16 protein-coding genes and 1 pseudogene are annotated in these 15,375 nt (G+C 60.4%); 5 read left to right on the top strand and 12 right to left on the bottom strand.

Going from position 1 to position 15,375, the window contains the following annotated elements:
- Positions 1–61: 61 nt before the first annotated feature.
- A complete protein-coding gene (locus G7025_RS12220; RefSeq protein WP_181079461.1) occupies positions 62–964 on the top strand; it encodes a DMT family transporter in 903 nt (300 codons plus the stop codon).
- Here the strand turns inward: G7025_RS12220 and G7025_RS12215 are convergent.
- From G7025_RS12215 to fabF, 3 genes are all read right to left on the bottom strand, one after another.
- The gene (locus G7025_RS12215) at positions 942–2,921 is read right to left on the bottom strand and encodes a peptidase U32 family protein (protein WP_181079460.1); all 1,980 of its coding nucleotides are present in this window, start codon (positions 2,919–2,921) and stop codon (positions 942–944) included. The two genes, G7025_RS12220 and G7025_RS12215, sit on opposite strands and share 23 nt — an antisense overlap.
- Positions 2,922–2,991: 70 nt before the next feature.
- A complete protein-coding gene (locus G7025_RS12210; protein WP_034097850.1) occupies positions 2,992–3,372 on the bottom strand; it encodes a RidA family protein in 381 nt (126 codons plus the stop codon).
- A gap of 72 nt (positions 3,373–3,444) precedes the next feature.
- Positions 3,445–4,713, bottom strand: a complete 1,269-nt coding sequence (fabF, locus tag G7025_RS12205) for a beta-ketoacyl-ACP synthase II (RefSeq protein ID WP_181079459.1) — start codon at positions 4,711–4,713, stop codon at positions 3,445–3,447.
- A gap of 109 nt (positions 4,714–4,822) precedes the next feature.
- On the opposite strand from fabF, the gene G7025_RS12200 reads away from it, so the two are divergent.
- Together G7025_RS12200 and G7025_RS12195 are read left to right on the top strand one after the other, a co-directional pair.
- Positions 4,823–5,335, top strand: coding sequence for a winged helix-turn-helix transcriptional regulator (locus G7025_RS12200; protein WP_181079458.1), 513 nt, complete (start codon positions 4,823–4,825; stop codon positions 5,333–5,335).
- 119 nt (positions 5,336–5,454) lie between these two features.
- Complete coding sequence (locus G7025_RS12195; RefSeq protein ID WP_181079457.1) at positions 5,455–6,810, top strand: methyl-accepting chemotaxis protein; 1,356 nt, start codon at positions 5,455–5,457, stop codon at positions 6,808–6,810.
- 62 nt (positions 6,811–6,872) lie between these two features.
- Here G7025_RS12195 and G7025_RS12190 read toward each other — a convergent pair whose 3' ends face one another.
- Positions 6,873–7,742 carry an isocitrate lyase/PEP mutase family protein gene (locus G7025_RS12190; protein WP_181079456.1) on the bottom strand — a complete coding sequence of 290 codons (870 nt, stop codon included), beginning with the start codon at positions 7,740–7,742 and terminating at the stop codon, positions 6,873–6,875.
- Between the two features lie 154 nt (positions 7,743–7,896).
- Complete coding sequence (locus G7025_RS12185; RefSeq protein WP_375139331.1) at positions 7,897–8,802, bottom strand: membrane dipeptidase; 906 nt, start codon at positions 8,800–8,802, stop codon at positions 7,897–7,899.
- A gap of 266 nt (positions 8,803–9,068) precedes the next feature.
- Here G7025_RS12185 and G7025_RS12180 point away from each other — a divergent pair, with 266 nt between their 5' ends.
- Positions 9,069–9,494 carry a cupin domain-containing protein gene (locus G7025_RS12180; RefSeq protein WP_181079454.1) on the top strand — a complete coding sequence of 142 codons (426 nt, stop codon included), beginning with the start codon at positions 9,069–9,071 and terminating at the stop codon, positions 9,492–9,494.
- An 18-nt stretch (positions 9,495–9,512) separates the two neighbouring features.
- Here the strand turns inward: G7025_RS12180 and G7025_RS12175 are convergent, their stop codons facing one another.
- From G7025_RS12175 to cyoA, 7 genes and pseudogenes are all read right to left on the bottom strand, one after another.
- Positions 9,513–10,064, bottom strand: a complete 552-nt coding sequence (locus tag G7025_RS12175; protein WP_181079453.1) for an ATP-dependent Clp protease proteolytic subunit — start codon at positions 10,062–10,064, stop codon at positions 9,513–9,515.
- Between the two features lie 84 nt (positions 10,065–10,148).
- The gene (locus tag G7025_RS12170; RefSeq protein WP_181079452.1) at positions 10,149–10,409 is read right to left on the bottom strand and encodes a hypothetical protein; all 261 of its coding nucleotides are present in this window, start codon (positions 10,407–10,409) and stop codon (positions 10,149–10,151) included.
- A 58-nt stretch (positions 10,410–10,467) separates the two neighbouring features.
- Positions 10,468–10,638, bottom strand: a pseudogene (locus G7025_RS12165) (general stress protein); the annotation flags it as partial.
- A gap of 229 nt (positions 10,639–10,867) precedes the next feature.
- Positions 10,868–11,206 (bottom strand): cytochrome o ubiquinol oxidase subunit IV, encoded by a 339-nt coding sequence (gene cyoD / locus G7025_RS12160; protein WP_094065694.1) that lies wholly within the window; start codon positions 11,204–11,206, stop codon positions 10,868–10,870.
- Position 11,207: 1 nt separating this feature from the next.
- Positions 11,208–11,822 carry a cytochrome o ubiquinol oxidase subunit III gene (gene cyoC / locus G7025_RS12155; protein ID WP_181079451.1) on the bottom strand — a complete coding sequence of 205 codons (615 nt, stop codon included), beginning with the start codon at positions 11,820–11,822 and terminating at the stop codon, positions 11,208–11,210.
- Between the two features lie 2 nt (positions 11,823–11,824).
- Positions 11,825–13,798, bottom strand: a complete 1,974-nt coding sequence (cyoB, locus tag G7025_RS12150) for a cytochrome o ubiquinol oxidase subunit I (protein ID WP_181079450.1) — start codon at positions 13,796–13,798, stop codon at positions 11,825–11,827.
- Positions 13,799–13,800: 2 nt separating this feature from the next.
- Positions 13,801–14,730 carry a ubiquinol oxidase subunit II gene (gene cyoA, locus G7025_RS12145; protein WP_181079449.1) on the bottom strand — a complete coding sequence of 310 codons (930 nt, stop codon included), beginning with the start codon at positions 14,728–14,730 and terminating at the stop codon, positions 13,801–13,803.
- 313 nt (positions 14,731–15,043) lie between these two features.
- On the opposite strand from cyoA, the gene G7025_RS12140 reads away from it, so the two are divergent.
- Positions 15,044–15,358 (top strand): hypothetical protein, encoded by a 315-nt coding sequence (locus tag G7025_RS12140; RefSeq protein ID WP_094065698.1) that lies wholly within the window; start codon positions 15,044–15,046, stop codon positions 15,356–15,358.
- The last annotated feature ends 17 nt before the right edge of the window (positions 15,359–15,375 follow it).

Below are 15,375 nucleotides of genomic sequence, written 5' to 3'. Positions count from 1 at the left end.
GGCGCTGGAGCGGTGAATAGTCAGATTGCCATAATTGAGCCTCACTTGAGGAGTTTCAATCATGGATACATCGGTTCGTCGCGGGTCGTGGGAGATGGTTGCCGCCATGCTGATCTCGGGCACCATCGGCTGGTTTGTGCTGGTGTCGGGCGTGTCGGTGATCGAAGTGGTGTTCTGGCGCTGCGTGATCGGTGCTTGGGTGCTGCTCTTGGTATGCGCGCTGCTGGGTTACCTGCGCTCAGACCTGCTGAGCGGGCCGACACTGGGGCTGGCCATCGTCAGCGGTGTGGCGATTGTCGGTAACTGGTTGCTGCTGTTCGAGTCCTATTCCCGTGCATCGATTGCTATCAGTACGGCGGTGTACAACGTGCAGCCGTTCTTGCTGGTGATGTTGGCGGCCGTGTTGCTGGGCGAACGGATCACCGTGCGGAAACTGGCGTGGCTGAGCGTGGCATTCACCGGCATGCTGGCGATTGTCAGCGCCCATGGCGAGCAACCTGGCGGCGGCGATTACCTGGCCGGCATTGCACTGGCACTTGGTGCGGCGTTTTTGTATGCGGTCGCGGCGTTGATCATCAAGCGTTTGAAGGCCGTGCCGGCGCATTTAATGGCATTGATTCAGGTGAGCACGGGAGCCGTACTGCTCGCGCCGCTGGTGCCGTGGGACAGCCTGCCGGTGTCGAGCACCGCGTGGTCGGCGCTGGTCACCCTTGGCGTGGTGCACACCGGATTGATGTACGTGCTGCTGTACGGAGCGATCCAGAAACTGCCGACGGCAATCACCGGCGCACTGTCCTTCATATACCCGATTGCGGCGATTTTCGTCGATTGGATCGCCTTCGGGCATCGCCTGGGCTGGCTGCAATGGCTGGGGGTGGTGGCTATTCTGCTGGCGGCAGCGGGGTTGCAGCGGGGCTGGTGGTGGCCCCGCTCCCACAGGGCTAGTGCGTGCCCTGATAGATGAGGTTTTCCGGGTTGAAATGCTCGACGACACTGCCCGGTTGCGGCAGGCCCAGAATATGCCCTTTGATCTTGCCCACCACATGCATCTCGCAGGGCTTGCAGTCGAACTTCAGGGTCAGTACTTCGTCGCCGTGGATCAACTGCATCGGCGCCACCTTGGTCTTCACGCCCGTGACACCCTTGGCCTGTTTCGGGCACAGGTTGAACGAGAAACGCAGGCAGTGCTTGGTGATCATCACCGGCACTTCGCCGGTTTCTTCGTGGGCTTCAAAGGCCGCATCGATCAACTTCACCCCGTGACGATGGTAAAAGTCGCGGGCTTTCTGGTTGTAGACGTTGGCCAGGAACGACAGGTGCGCTTCCGGATAGACCGGCGGCGGCGTGGTTTCAGCCTTGCGCCCGCCACGCGGATGAGCCGCGACACGGGCAGCGGTCAGCGCTTCGATCACTTCGCGGCGCAGGGCCTTGAGCTGTGAGTTGGGGATGAAGAATGCCTGCGGCGCATCCAGCTCGATGGCGGTAGCGTGATATTCGGTGGTGCCCAATTGGCCGAGCAGATCGCGCAAGGTATCCAGCGCCTGTTCCGGCTTGTTGGCCACGCCGAACGGGCCGGGCAGGGTAACGCTGGCACTGATGCCTTCTTCGCTGATTGCGGTGACTACCAACTGCTCTTCACGCAGGCGCGCGACCCACGACAGGCCGATACGGCGCTCGGCCGAGGTCTTGAGCAAAGCCTGTTGCCAGTTATGGTCGAGGTTGCGGTTCAGCGGATGGTTCGGGCGCAGCTGGTGCAGGCCGGCCGGCATTTCATTCGGCTCGACGCGATAGCGGTAGCGCTTCTGGCCGTCTTCCTCGAATTCGCCCTTGGGCTCGGCGATGTTGGCGCGAAACCCCACGACCTCTCGCTTGACCAGCACGTTCAGACCATCGCCGTTGGACAGCGGCTCATGGGTGACCACTTGCAGGTCGCGCTTACCGGCCTTTTCCACCACACCCACCGGCAGGCCGGTGAAGGTCGGGGTGTCGAAGGCGCCGATATCGATCTTGCGGTCGCTGACGAAATAGTCGGTGCTGCCACGGTGGAAGGTTTTTTCCGGGTCCGGCACGAAGAAATGCGCGGTGCGACCGCTGGAGGCGCGAGCCAGGTCCGGGCGGTCTTCGAGAATCTCGTCCAGGCGCTGGCGGTAATAGGCGGTGATGTTCTTCACATAGCCCATGTCTTTGTAGCGGCCCTCGATCTTGAACGAACGCACACCGGCTTCGACCAGCGCGCGCAGGTTGGCGCTCTGGTTGTTGTCTTTCATCGACAGCAGGTGCTTTTCAAAGGCAACCACCCGGCCCTGGTCGTCTTTCAAGGTATACGGCAGACGGCAGGCCTGGGAGCAATCACCACGGTTGGCGCTGCGGCCGTTCTGCGCATGGGAAATATTGCACTGCCCGGAAAATGCCACGCACAACGCGCCATGGATAAAGAACTCGACGGCGGCCTCGGTCTCGTCGGCGATGGTGCGGATTTCCTGCAGGTTCAGTTCGCGCGCCAATACCAACTGGGAGAATCCGGCCTGGTCGAGGAACTTGGCGCGGGCCAGCGTGCGGATATCGGTCTGGGTGCTGGCGTGCAGCTCGATGGGCGGGATATCCAGCTCCATCACGCCCAGGTCCTGCACGATCAACGCATCGACGCCGGCATCGTAGAGCTGGTGGATCAGCTTGCGCGCCGGTTCCAGCTCGTTGTCATGCAGGATTGTGTTGATGGTGGTGAACACGCGGGCGTGGTAACGACGGGCGAACTCGACCAGTTGAGCGATATCGCTGACGTCGTTGCACGCGTTATGGCGGGCGCCGAAGCTTGGGCCGCCAATATAAATGGCGTCGGCGCCGTGCAGGATAGCCTCGCGCGCAATGGCGACATCGCGGGCAGGGCTGAGCAATTCCAGGTGGTGCTTGGGCAAGGACATAGTTTTTTTAGTCAGGCTTGTCACGGTTGAGGCGCGCATTGTAGCCGTGAAATGCCTGCCCGGCATCACTTCACGCCTTGGCTGCCATTGCGGTGACTTCCACGCGCATGCCTTCCACCGCCAGCGCGGCCACGCCAACCGCCGCGCGCACGGGCCATGGCTTGGCGAAGAAGCGTTTGTACACTTCGTTGAAGGCTGCGCGATCGGCCATGTCCGTCAGATAAATGGTCAGGTGCATCACGCGATCCATGGAACTGCCGGCCTTTTCCAGAGCGACTTTCAGCGCTTGCAGGGTGCACTCGCTTTGCAGGGTGATATCCCCCAGTTCCAGGCTGCCGTCGGCGCGGGTCGGGATCTGGGTCGATACCAGGATGCCGTTGAAGCCGACAACGTCGGAAGAAATGGACTCGGCGTCCGGGTCGGGGGTGTAGGACAGATCGTGGTTGGCCATGGGCGCCTCTCGTTGGCAAAAAACACAAAGGCGCCATGGTCCTCGAAATCCACCCCTGGGGCAAACCCAGGCTTAGTGCCAGCGGCGGAACAGCACGCTGGCATTCACGCCGCCAAAGCCGAAGCCATTGGACAACGCGTACTCGATCGGCATGGGCCGGGCCTCGCCGCGCAGCAAGTGCATGCCCTCGGCCAGTTCGTCCGGGGTGTCCAGGTTAAGGGTGACCGGAGCGATCTGGTCGCGCAGGGCGAGCACTGTGAAAATCGCTTCGATGCCTCCGGCAGCGCCGAGCAAGTGACCGGTGGCGGATTTGGTCGAGCTGATGGCCAGATTGCTATCGGCGCCGAACACACGTCTGATCGCGGCCAGTTCGCCTTTGTCGCCCACCGGCGTCGAGGTGGCGTGGGCGTTCAGGTACTGCACCTGGGAGGCATCGACGCCGGCCTGGCGCAGTGCCTGGGTCATGGCACGGCGCGCGCCGTCGCCGTCTTCCGGGCCGGCGGTCATGTGATAGGCGTCGGCACTGGTGCCATAACCGACCAATTCGGCAATCGGTTGCGCACCTCGCGCCAGAGCGTGCTGCAGCTCTTCGATCACCAGGATGCCCGCGCCTTCGCCCATCACGAAGCCATCGCGGGCCTGATCGAAGGGCCGCGAGGCGAGCGCTGGGTTGTGGTTGAAAGCGCTGGACAAGGCCCGCGCCGCCGCGAACCCGGCCAGGCTGACGCGATGGATGGCGGCTTCGGCCCCACCACACACGGCCACGTCGACTTCACCGGCGCGGATCATCCGCGCGGCGTCGCCAATCGCTTGCACGCCCGCCGCGCAGGCAGTCACCGGCGCCCCCAGTGGGCCTTTCAAGCCATAGTTGATCGAGACGTGCCCGGCGGCCATGTTGCTCAGGAATGACGGAATGGTGAACGGTGACAATCGCCGCGGCCCCTTGCTGTCGGTGGTGCGTACCGCGTCGGCGATCGCCGGAAAACCGCCGACGCCCGAGGCGATGATGGTGGCGGTGCGTTCCTGTTGTTCGGCGTTGGCGGGGGCCCAGCCGGCCTGCTGCAACGCTTCATCGGCGGCGGCGAGGGCGAACAGGATGAAACGGTCCATTTTGCGCTGTTCCTTGGCCGCCAGCAGGCGATCAGGGTCGAAACCAGCCTGCGGATCCTGCGCCAGGGTTTGTACCTGGCCGCCGATACTGATCGCCAGGTCGCCGATCAATGCCTGTGGTAGATGGCGGATGCCGGATTGTCCGGCCAGCAGGCGCCGCCAGGTCGGCTCGACGCCACAGGCCAGCGGCGTCAGCGCGCCCATGCCGGTCACAACGATACGTTTATTCATGCTTAATCGACTCCAGGTGTGTTGGGGAATGCAGACCCTGTGGACGTTACTATCATCATGAAAGTAACATGGCATCCTGCAACTTTGCACCGCTCCTACAGGAAAACCCATGCAACGCACGTCTCTTACCAGCGATGAATGCCCGATAGCCCGCAGCCTCGACCAGGTCGGGGAGTGGTGGAGCATCTTGATCATGCGCGACGCCTTGCACGGTCTGCGGCGCTTCGACGAATTTTCGCGCAGCCTGGGCATCGCGCCGAACATGTTGACCCGTCGTCTCAATGCACTGGTGGAGGCGGGCATGCTTGAGCGCAGGCCTTACAGCGAACGCCCGCCGCGTTATGAATACGTACCCACGGCCAAGGGCGAGGACTTTCGCGTGGTGCTGCTGTCCTTGGTGGCTTGGGGCAACCGGCATTACGCCAAGGAGGGCGCCAGCGTGGAGATTGTGGAGCGCGACACGGCGCGGCCATTGGTGCCGATGATGGTCGATGCCGTCGACGGCCGGGTGGTGCCCTGGGACGCCTGCACCTTGCAGGCCGGCCCGGCGGCCAGCCCCGGTATGCGCCAGCGCATGGGCGCGATGGTGCATCCCGACACGTCGGGTGCCGAGGGTAGTTAAGTCCGACTTTTCGCGTTTTTTTGACGCCAGAAAATAAAAATTAAAGCCGCGTAAAGTCGCGAATTACGCCGCCGATAGCTACTTTACAAGCAGGTTCTCCGCACGGCAGAGGGTTCGTCATGTTCAATAACGCATTAAAAACAGAACTGGCGGCCAGGAAGGCCGAAGTCACCGCATACAAAGGGCTGAACGCAGCGTTGGAGCGCTCCATGGCGGTGGTCGAATTCGACCTGAACGGCAAGGTGCTGCGGGCCAACGATAACTTCCTGAAAACCATGGGCTACAGCGCCGATCAGTTGGCCAGCAAATCCCATCGCGACTTCTGTTTACCTTCACTGACCAGCAGCCCGGCCTACAGCGAGTTCTGGGCGGACCTGCGCGCCGGCAAGTTTGTCTCCGGCACCTTCAAACGGGTGAATGCCAGCGGCAAGACTGTCTGGCTGGAGGCCAGCTACAACCCGGTGCTGGACGAGCGTGGCCAGCCGGTCAAAGTGGTCAAGTACGCCTTGGACGTCACCAGCAAAGTCGAGCAGGAGGCTGCGACCCGCAGCAAACTGTCGGCACTGGACCGCGCCATGGCGGTGATCGAATTCGATCTGGGCGGCCACGTACTCGATGCCAACCCCAATTTCCTGAATGTCATGGGCTACTCGCTGGCCGAACTCAAGGGCAAGCATCACCGCATGTTCTGCGAACCGAGCCTGGTCAACAGTAGCGAGTACGCCGACTTCTGGCGTCGCTTGAACAACGGCGAATTCTTCACCGGGCAATTCAAGCGCATCGGCAAACATGGTCGTCCGGTGTGGTTGGAAGCCAGCTACAACCCGGTGTATGACGTTGATGGCACGCTGCTCAAAATCGTCAAATTTGCGAGTGACATCACCGAACGGGTGGAGAAATTCGAAGAGGACTCCCGTGGTGCCTCGCGGGCCTACCATATCTCATCGGAAACCGAACGTTTCGCCGAGCACGGCACCCAGGTTATCCACGACACCGCCACGGAAATGCGCCGGATTGCTGAAAACATCGGGGCGTCCGCGCGGCTGGTGGGGCAACTGGGCGATCGGTCGGAGCAGATTACCGCCATCGTCAACACCATCCGCGGCATAGCCGACCAGACCAACCTGCTGGCACTCAACGCTGCCATCGAAGCGGCCCGCGCCGGTGACCAGGGCCGCGGCTTTGCGGTCGTGGCCGACGAGGTTCGCCAATTGGCCGGCCGCACCAGCCGTTCCACGGCGGAAATCGCCGAGATGATTGGCATGATCCTGTCGGAAACCCGTGACGCGGTGAGCAGCATGAATGCCACTCAGGAAGGCGCGCAGCGTGGCGTCAACCTGGCGGATCAGGCAGGCTCGGTGATCCTGCAGATACGCACCAGCACCAGCGATGCGGTGCAGGCGGTGAGTATGTTTGCGTCGAAGCTGGATGAGTCCGAGGTCATTCCGAAAACAGCGGTGGGCTGGGTCGGATAACCCGCGACAGGTTGATGTTGTAGGAGTAGGGGGCGGCGGCTGCCCCCCGATCCACGCGATGATTACTCTTTTACGTCCATGAATTCTTTGGCCCAGGCCACGTAGCTTTCAGGCAGCGTGTAGGTGTGGGTCAACTCGGTGGCGCTCAGGTTGGAGGTGCTGTGGGTCAGCTGGCGTTGGGCGCGCAGGCTGTCGTACGTGGCTTTGATCGCCGCGAAGTAAGCCCCATGACCAGCCACTATCACGCGTACGCCGAGGTCCGCCAGACGCTGCGCGTCGTTGAGCTTAGGGTTGCCGTACGTCACCAGCATCAATGGTATGGTGAGATTTTCCGCGATCTTTTCCAGGTGCTCGAAATCGCTGACGCCGACCATGCAGATGCCATCGGCACCGGCCTTCTGGTAGGCGCGGGTGCGTTCGATCACCGCATCGGTTGGCAATACGCCGGCATTGGTGCGAGCAATGATCGACAGTTCCGGGTCAACCCGCGCTTCCAGCGCCGCGCGGACTTTACCGATGCCTTCTTCAATCGAAATCAAGTCCGTGGACTTGCGCCCGAATTGCGCCGGCAGCAACGTGTCTTCGATGGTCAGCGCAGCGACGCCGGCGCGTTCCAGCTCTTCGACGGTACGCATCACATTGAGCGCGTTGCCGTAGCCGTGGTCGGCATCGGCGATAAAAGGCAACTGCGCGACGCGGCCGATGCGGGTGGCCTGCTCAACGAACTCACTCAGCGTAATCAAGGCAAAATCGGGAGCCGCCAACACCTGCAATGAGGCCACCGACCCCCCCAGAATGCCGACCTCAAAGCCCAGGTCGGCGGCGATCCTTGCCGACATTGGATCAAACACGGAGGCGGTTTCAACGCACGCGGGCGTCGCCAGCAATTCACGGAAATGACGGCGCAGGGCTGAGTGAGACTTTTTTGGCATGATCTTTCCTGGTTGGGGCCATTGTCGACATACGATCAATGCCTATTGGTAGATGTGTGAGATTACCATGTAGGAAAACGGAGGATTATGACGTTTGAGAATGGGGTATGCGCGCCGCACATAAGTGCAGTGGCACGAGCGGAGTGGCGTTGCGTCACGGCAGCCACGTGGCCTCGGCGACGCGCACGAAGTTCTCGCCGAATATGGCGTTGATTTCCGCATTCTTGTAGCCAAGGCGCTCAAGCTCACGCGCGATATCCGGCAGCGCTTCGGGCTGTAATTGATCCTGACCGCTGATCCCGCCGTAAAAAGCATCTGGCCACCACGTCTCCTCGCTGACGCCCACTGGCAGGTCAACGGCACCTCGGACGAGCTCGGTATCCAGGCCCAGGCCGATATGCGCAGTCCCCACCAACGCCGCCAGGTAGTCGATCTGGCGCACGAAAGAGCGCGCCGAGGCCCGTGGATCACCCAGGAACAGCCCCAGCCCCGTCAGGCCGATGACGCCACCCGAGCCGGCGCAGGCGCGGATTTGTTCGTCGTCAATGGTGCGAGGATGGTCGAAGAGTGCCTTGACGTTGGTGTGGGAGAAGACCACGGGGCGATTCGAACACTCGATGATCTCCAGGCTGGAACGCTTGCCGGCATGTGAGCAGTCCATCACCACGCCGGCTTTATGTATCGCCGCCACCACCTCGCGTCCCACCCTGGACAACCCGATATCCGCGCCATGGCAGCCTCCGGCGCAGGCATTGTCGCGGTTGTAAGCCAGCAGAATCTGCCGGACCCCCAGCGCGGCGAACAACTCGACCATCGCAGGGTCCTGGAGCAGCATGCTGGAACCTTCGAGGTCGAACGAAATGGCCAATTTGCCTTGGTCGCGGGCGCTGCGGATGTCGGCAAGCGTGTGTGCGAGCACCAATACGTCGCCATGCCGCGACACCCAGCTCCTGAACCCGGCAATTACCCGCATCACGGTGTCCAGTGGCGTCATGTCCATGCCCACGTTTACCGAGACATGGTGAAACCCCGCTTGCCGATAGCGCAGCAACGCCGACATGTCCTGGTTTGCCAGAAGCGGAAGACACGCATGCGCCTCCCATCTGATCGCCGATGGGGCAGGGGATTCTGATGCGCTTGCAGGAAGATTCATGCGGTCACCCCAGTGTCGGTTAGCAGGCAGTGTACAACCGCCTTTGTATGAACATGTATCCAGCCCACCGATGGATACAAAAGCGCTGACAAACACCCGCTGCGTGACACATTCCCGATACCCGCCGCGCCCACAGTAATGACCACCCCATCATTGCTCAAGAGGGCAACACCATGCGCCACCCACTGTTGATGACCGCCGCTGCATTGATCGTTTCGCTGAGCGGCTTGGCTCATGCCGCCGATGCACACTCTACAACCCCGGCGCAGAGCTGGCAGCAAGGGCTGAGCCGCACAGACCTGGTACACCAGGACCTGGGGGCCGACCAGCGTGAGGTGATCCAGGCGCGCGTCGATTTCGAACCGGGTGTGACCTCACCCAGGCATGCGCATCCCGGTGTGGAAATCGCCTATGTGATCAGCGGCACATTCGAATACCGTCTCGAAGGTCAGCAGCCGGTCACGCTTATGGCGGGCGATTCGCTGTTCATTCCTGCCGGTGTGGCACATATCGCCAGGAACGTCGGTCGGGAACGCGGCTCGGAGCTGGCAACCTATGTCGTCAAGAAGGGCGAGCCGCTGTTGATTCTCAAGAAGTGATTCGGTCCGGCCTGGCTGTCAGGAGTAAATGCAACAGGTGACGTAGTCGGGCTTTATCCGAGGCAACTCAATGGTCTCGATAAGGCCCGTGGCTATTGCCTCCTGAGGATTGAGAATGCGAGGCGCGGCAATCAGGTATTTTTCCGTTTCCATCTGCTCCTTGGCATTGGCGGTTCGCTCGGCAACGATTTTCGCGTACAGCTGCAGGTCATAGTCCAGACTCATCGCATATTCCGACATGCGCGAATGATCGACCGCACCTTGCAGGTGCCAGTGGAAAGGGTGAAAGAGAAACTTGCTATGGACGCAGGCAGTACGGCGTTGCCCGGCCAGGAAGACGATATTGCCCATGGATTCGACAGTACCCATGTTATGGGTATGCACTGCTATAGGCAGAGATATCAGGAAGTTATACATGGTGAAGCCGTAACTGCATTCTCCACCCATGGTGGCGATATTTACCAAGAGACAGCTCGCATCTTTCTGCACGGCTACAGAGGCTTTTTCAATCAGTTGGCCGCAGGTGGAGGCGTTGATCGGGCCGGTGAAGTTAATAACATGCGTAGTCATACCTTGCCACCTTTTTAATTGCTAGTGATAAGACTCGGCAATATAAACAATCAGCGCTCAGTTGGCGCGCAACAACAGTAACGCTCAAGAACTGCGTTCACACACCGGCAGCATTCTTGATTCTCTTATGTTCGTTTCAGCCTGTGCTGGAGTTTGCAGACGCTCATAACTACCGCGCACCGATTCTTCACGTTTGGCGGGATCGGTTTGTTGTCGTTCAACGTTCGGCTGGGCCGCAGTGGGCACCGCCGGATGCAAGTGCGGGTTGATGAATGTTTCCGGTTGCGCCTCGGCAGGTTTGAGGCACTGCAGCTCGTCTTGCCGCGAATCGGTAGCCGCGTTCATGACGGTTCCTCGGTGGGGAGAATGAAAGGGGGCAGCCAGGCTGCCCCCCAGCGCTGTGTCACGAAGACTGGCGGCCACCGCCGTGGCTGCTCTGACCGCCTTTGCGGCCGGCTTCGGACGCTTTCTCACGATCATTGGCGAAGTTACCGCCCGAGTTCTGGCCGCCTTTTTTGCCGGCTTCGGCAGCCTTCTCGCGATCGTTGGCGAAGTTGCCTGGGTTTTTATTACCTGTAGTCATGATAGCTCTCCTGTATCAAATAACTTTCGGTTTGATTGCCCATTGCTGTAACGGACATATATTCCGATAACCTCGAAGCGCCAAATGCTCTAAAAATTTCAAAGTGTCCCGATGAGTGGTTAATGGCTCGATAAAACTTGTACAAATATCCAATTGTTAAGCCGCTTCGTATAACTTTGTTGGCCGGATGATGGCCATTTAATAGATGTTATCCACTGCTTCAGTGCGCCAGCATGTTGTGGTGAATGCTGTTCATGATCCATAGCGACAGCCCCACCAGCAGAACAATGATGATCACCGAAAAGATCAGCGCAATAAGGTTCCAGCGCTGTTCCTGAGCTGTATCCAGGTGCAGGAAATACTTGAGATGGGCAAAGACCTGTACCACGCCCAGCGCGACTACCGCCCATGCGGTTACGTGGCGGGGCAGTGACGGGTACATCACCAGAGCGAAGGGAATGACGGTCAGGACCACCGAGACGATGAACCCGATCATGTACGACCGGCTACTGCCATGGCTGGTGCCGGCGCTGCTGTGAATCTGACTTTGTTTGTACATGTCACACCACTCCCAGCAGATAAACGACGGTAAATACGCAGATCCACACCACATCGAGGAAGTGCCAGAACAGGCTCAGGCAACTCAGGCGTGTGGTGTTGGTGCTGGTCAGCCCGCGCTGCCAGACCTGGGCCATCAGTACGGCCATCCAGACCAGACCGGTCAGGACGTGCGCACCGTGAGTGCCGACCAGCGTAAAGAACGCCGTCAGGAACCCGCTGCGATTCGGCCCATAGCCTTGTGCGATCAGGTGATGGAACTCGTTGATCTCCATACCGATGAACCCGCAGCCCAGCACGAAGGTCACCGCCAACCATCGCAGCACGTGCGCGGGGTCGTTGCGGTTCATGGCCAGCATGGCGTAGCCATAGGTGATGCTGCTTACCAGCAGCAAGGCCGTTTCAGCGAGCACATAGGGCAGTTCAAAAATATCCACCGTGGAAGGGCCGCCCGCGACGCTGTCGCGCAGCACCGCGTAGCCCGCGAACAGCGTCGCAAACAGGATGCAGTCGGTCATCAGGTAGATCCAGAAGCCGAAGACACTCAGCGAGCCGGCGTCCTCGTGCCCTTGCTCATGGTTATGAGCAATGTCTTTTTCGATCACGATGTTGGACATGATCAAGCCTCCGCCAAGTCTTTGAGACGCGCTTTCTCGATACGCGCCACTTCTTCGGCCGGCACGAAATAATCGATGTCATCGTCATAGCTGCGCACAATCACCGCGACGATCGACGCAACCAGCCCGACGATCGCCATCCACCAGATATGCCACACCAGGGCGAAGCTGCAGATCAGGGCGAATACGCTGATCACCAGGCCCGACGAGGTGTTGCGCGGCATGTGGATGCTGCGGTAGTCGGTGTGTTTGAGCGTGCTCACGGCGCGTTCTTTCATGCCCCAGTACGCATCCAGGTCGTCGACCTTGGGCTGTTCGGCAAAGTTATAGAACGGAGGAGGGGAGGCAGTGGCCCATTCCAGCGTGCGGGCGTCCCAGGGGTCGCCGGAGAGGTCGCGGTAGGCGTGGCGGTTGCGAATGCTCACATACAGTTGCAGCGCCTGCGCCGCCACGCCGCAGAGGATGATGCCCACGCCGACCAATTCCAGCATCAGCCAGGGGCGCCATTCGGGGTTGTTGAAGTGGTTGAGCCGGCGCGTCATGCCCATGAAACCCAGCACATAGGACGGCATGAACGCGAAGTAGAAACCGGTCAGCCAGCACCAGAAGGCGATGCGTCCGAGCCTGTCGTTGAGCCTGAAGCCAAAGGCCTTGGGGAACCAGTACGTCAGGCCGGCCATGTAGCCGAACACCGCGCCGCCGATGATCACGTTATGGAAGTGCGCGATCAGGAACAGGCTGTTATGCAGCAGGAAGTCGGCACCGGGCACCGCCAGCAATACACCGGTCATCCCGCCGATGCTGAACGTGACGATGAACCCGAGCGTCCACAGCATCGGCGTTTCGAAGCGCACGCGCCCGCGATACATAGTGAACAGCCAGGTGAAAATCTTTACCCCGGTCGGCACGGCGATGATCATCGTCATGATGCCGAAGAACGCATTGACGTTCGCTCCCGCGCCCATCGTGAAGAAATGGTGCAGCCAGACGATGAATGACAGGATCGTGATCGCAATCGTCGCCCACACCAGCGAGGCATAGCCGAACAGCCGCTTGCTGCTGAAGGTGGCGGCGATTTCCGAGAAAATCCCGAACGCAGGCAGGATGAGGATGTACACCTCCGGGTGGCCCCACGCCCAGATCAGGTTCACGTACATCATCGGGTTGCCGCCGGCCTCGTTGGTGAAAAAGTGCATGTCGAGGTAGCGGTCCAGGGAGAGCATAAAAAGGGTCGCGGTCAGGATCGGGAAGGCGGCCAGGATCAGGATCGAGGTGCACAGCGCGGTCCAGGTGAATACCGGCATCTTGAACAGGCTCATGCCTTCGGTGCGCATCTTGAGGATGGTCACGAAGAAGTTCAGCCCGGTCAGCAGCGTGCCGATCCCCGATATCTGCAGTGACCATATGTAGTAATCGACGCCGACCCCGGGGCTGTAGGCGAGCCCGGACAAGGGCGGGTAGGCGACCCAGCCGGTGCGGGCGAATTCGCCCACGCCCAGCGAAATGTTGACCAACGCCGCGCCAACCACGAACAGCCAGAAGCTCAGCGCATTGAGAAACGGGTACGCCACATCGCGCGCGCCGATCTGCAGCGGCACGACGATGTTCATCAGGCCGACCACGAACGGCATCGCCATGAAGAAAATCATGATCACGCCGTGCGCGGTGAAGATCTGGTCATAGTGGTCCGGCGGCAGGTAGCCGGGGCCGCCGCTCGCGGCCATGGCCTGCTGGGTGCGCATCATGATGGCATCGGAGAAACCGCGCAGCAGCATCACCAGGGCCACGATGATGTACATGCAGCCGATCTTCTTGTGATCCACCGAGGTGAACCATTCGCGCCACAGGTAGCCCCACTTGCGCTTCCAGGTGATCGAGCCGACCAGTGCCAGGCCGATCAGGCCGACGACGGCCAGGGTGTACATGACGATGGGTTCGGTGGTGGGAATGGCGTCCCATGACAGTTTTCCAAACATTATTAACGCTCCTCAGCCGCCAAACCGGGTTGTTGATCGGTACGCACGCCAGTGCCGTCCCGTTGCGCCTGACTGCGCGGGGTCCTGTTGGCTTTGTTCATGCCTTCATATTTGTCGACGATGTCCAGGAACATGCGCTCCTGTACCTGCGAGTAATAACTGACCGGATGCCGGGTCGAGGGCTTGGCCAATGCCGCGTAGCTGGCCTGGTCCAGCCGTTGCGGGGCTTTCCTCACCTTCGCCACCCACTGCTCGAAATCGGACGGGTTGAGCGACAGCGTCGAGAAGTGCATGTCGGAGAACCCTTCGCCGTTATAGTTGGCGGCGATACCACGGAACTCCCCGACCTCGTTGGCAATCAGGTGCAATTTAGTCTGCATCCCCGCCATGGCGTAGATCTGGCCGCCCAGCGCGGGGATAAAGAACGAGGTCATGGCCGCGTCGGAGGTGACCGTGAAGCTCACGGGGGTATTCACCGGCATCGCCAGTTCATTGACCGACGCGATACCGAGGTCGGGGTAGATGAACAGCCATTTCCAATCGGTGGCCACCACTTGCACGTTCATGTGCGGCACATCCGAATCGAGCGGGCGATACGGGTCGAGTGTGTGAGTGGTGACCCAGGTGACCCAGCCCAGCAGACAGATAATGACGAACGGCACGCCCCAGACTACCGCCTCGATCTTGTGAGAACTGGCCCAACGCGGCGAGTAACGCGCCTTCTTGTTGGTGGCGCGATAGCGATAGGCGAACACGAAGGTCATAAAGATGACCGGCACCACGACCAGCAGCATGAGGCCGGTGGCCAGGATGATGAGGTCCCGCTCATCCCGCGCAACGGCGCCCTTGGGGTTGAAGATGATCAGGTTGCAGCCCGCAAGTAAAAAACTGGTCGCGAGATACACCAGGCAATACCCAATAGTTCGCTTCATACATGCTCCTTTACTGACGCCGATCCTTGTGTGATGCGAGCACTACGGCGTGCCAAGTTGAAAACCACGCGAGCAAAATGCCGTCGCCGCCAGCGGTCGGCGACGCAAGAGAGGCCATTAGCGTCGGCCTCGATTTTTTTGAATAAGGGCTCCAACGTTGGTTTAACAAAATGTTACGCAAGCTGACGAACGGTTGAACGAGCGAAACGGCGGGGCGCCTGGGCCGGACTATGCTCAAGTGGCCCTCAATAAATACCGGGCCCTCCAGCCGATATTCGGGTCTTCGGGTGGGCATTCAGTGCGGGAGAACGACATGTTTATTCGTGGCGAGACTTATAAAACCTGGGCGGCCCAGGACCGGGCCGAGACGTGCTTCACTCAGGAAGTAGAAAACGGCTGTCACATCGACGTTCGCGCGCGGGAAGCGCAGACGGGGGATATCGAGGTGTTTATCAGTGTCTACACGGCCACCGGCGAAGCGGTGCAGGAGCGGATAAAACGGCTGCCCGGCAGCGAATGGGCGATTGACGATGCACTCAAGCGCGGTATCGACCAGGCCGAACGCATTGCCGGCGGCGAGTCAGGTCGGTTGCCGTGTGCCGATGCCCACGTTCATGCCGACGAGTAGGGCTGCGCATAACCGGG

The organism is Pseudomonas lurida (assembly GCF_013522705.1).
Classification (GTDB): domain Bacteria; phylum Pseudomonadota; class Gammaproteobacteria; order Pseudomonadales; family Pseudomonadaceae; genus Aquipseudomonas; species Aquipseudomonas quebecensis.
The sequence above is the reverse complement of the archived record's forward strand: the minus strand, read 5'-3'. Positions and strand labels throughout refer to the sequence as shown.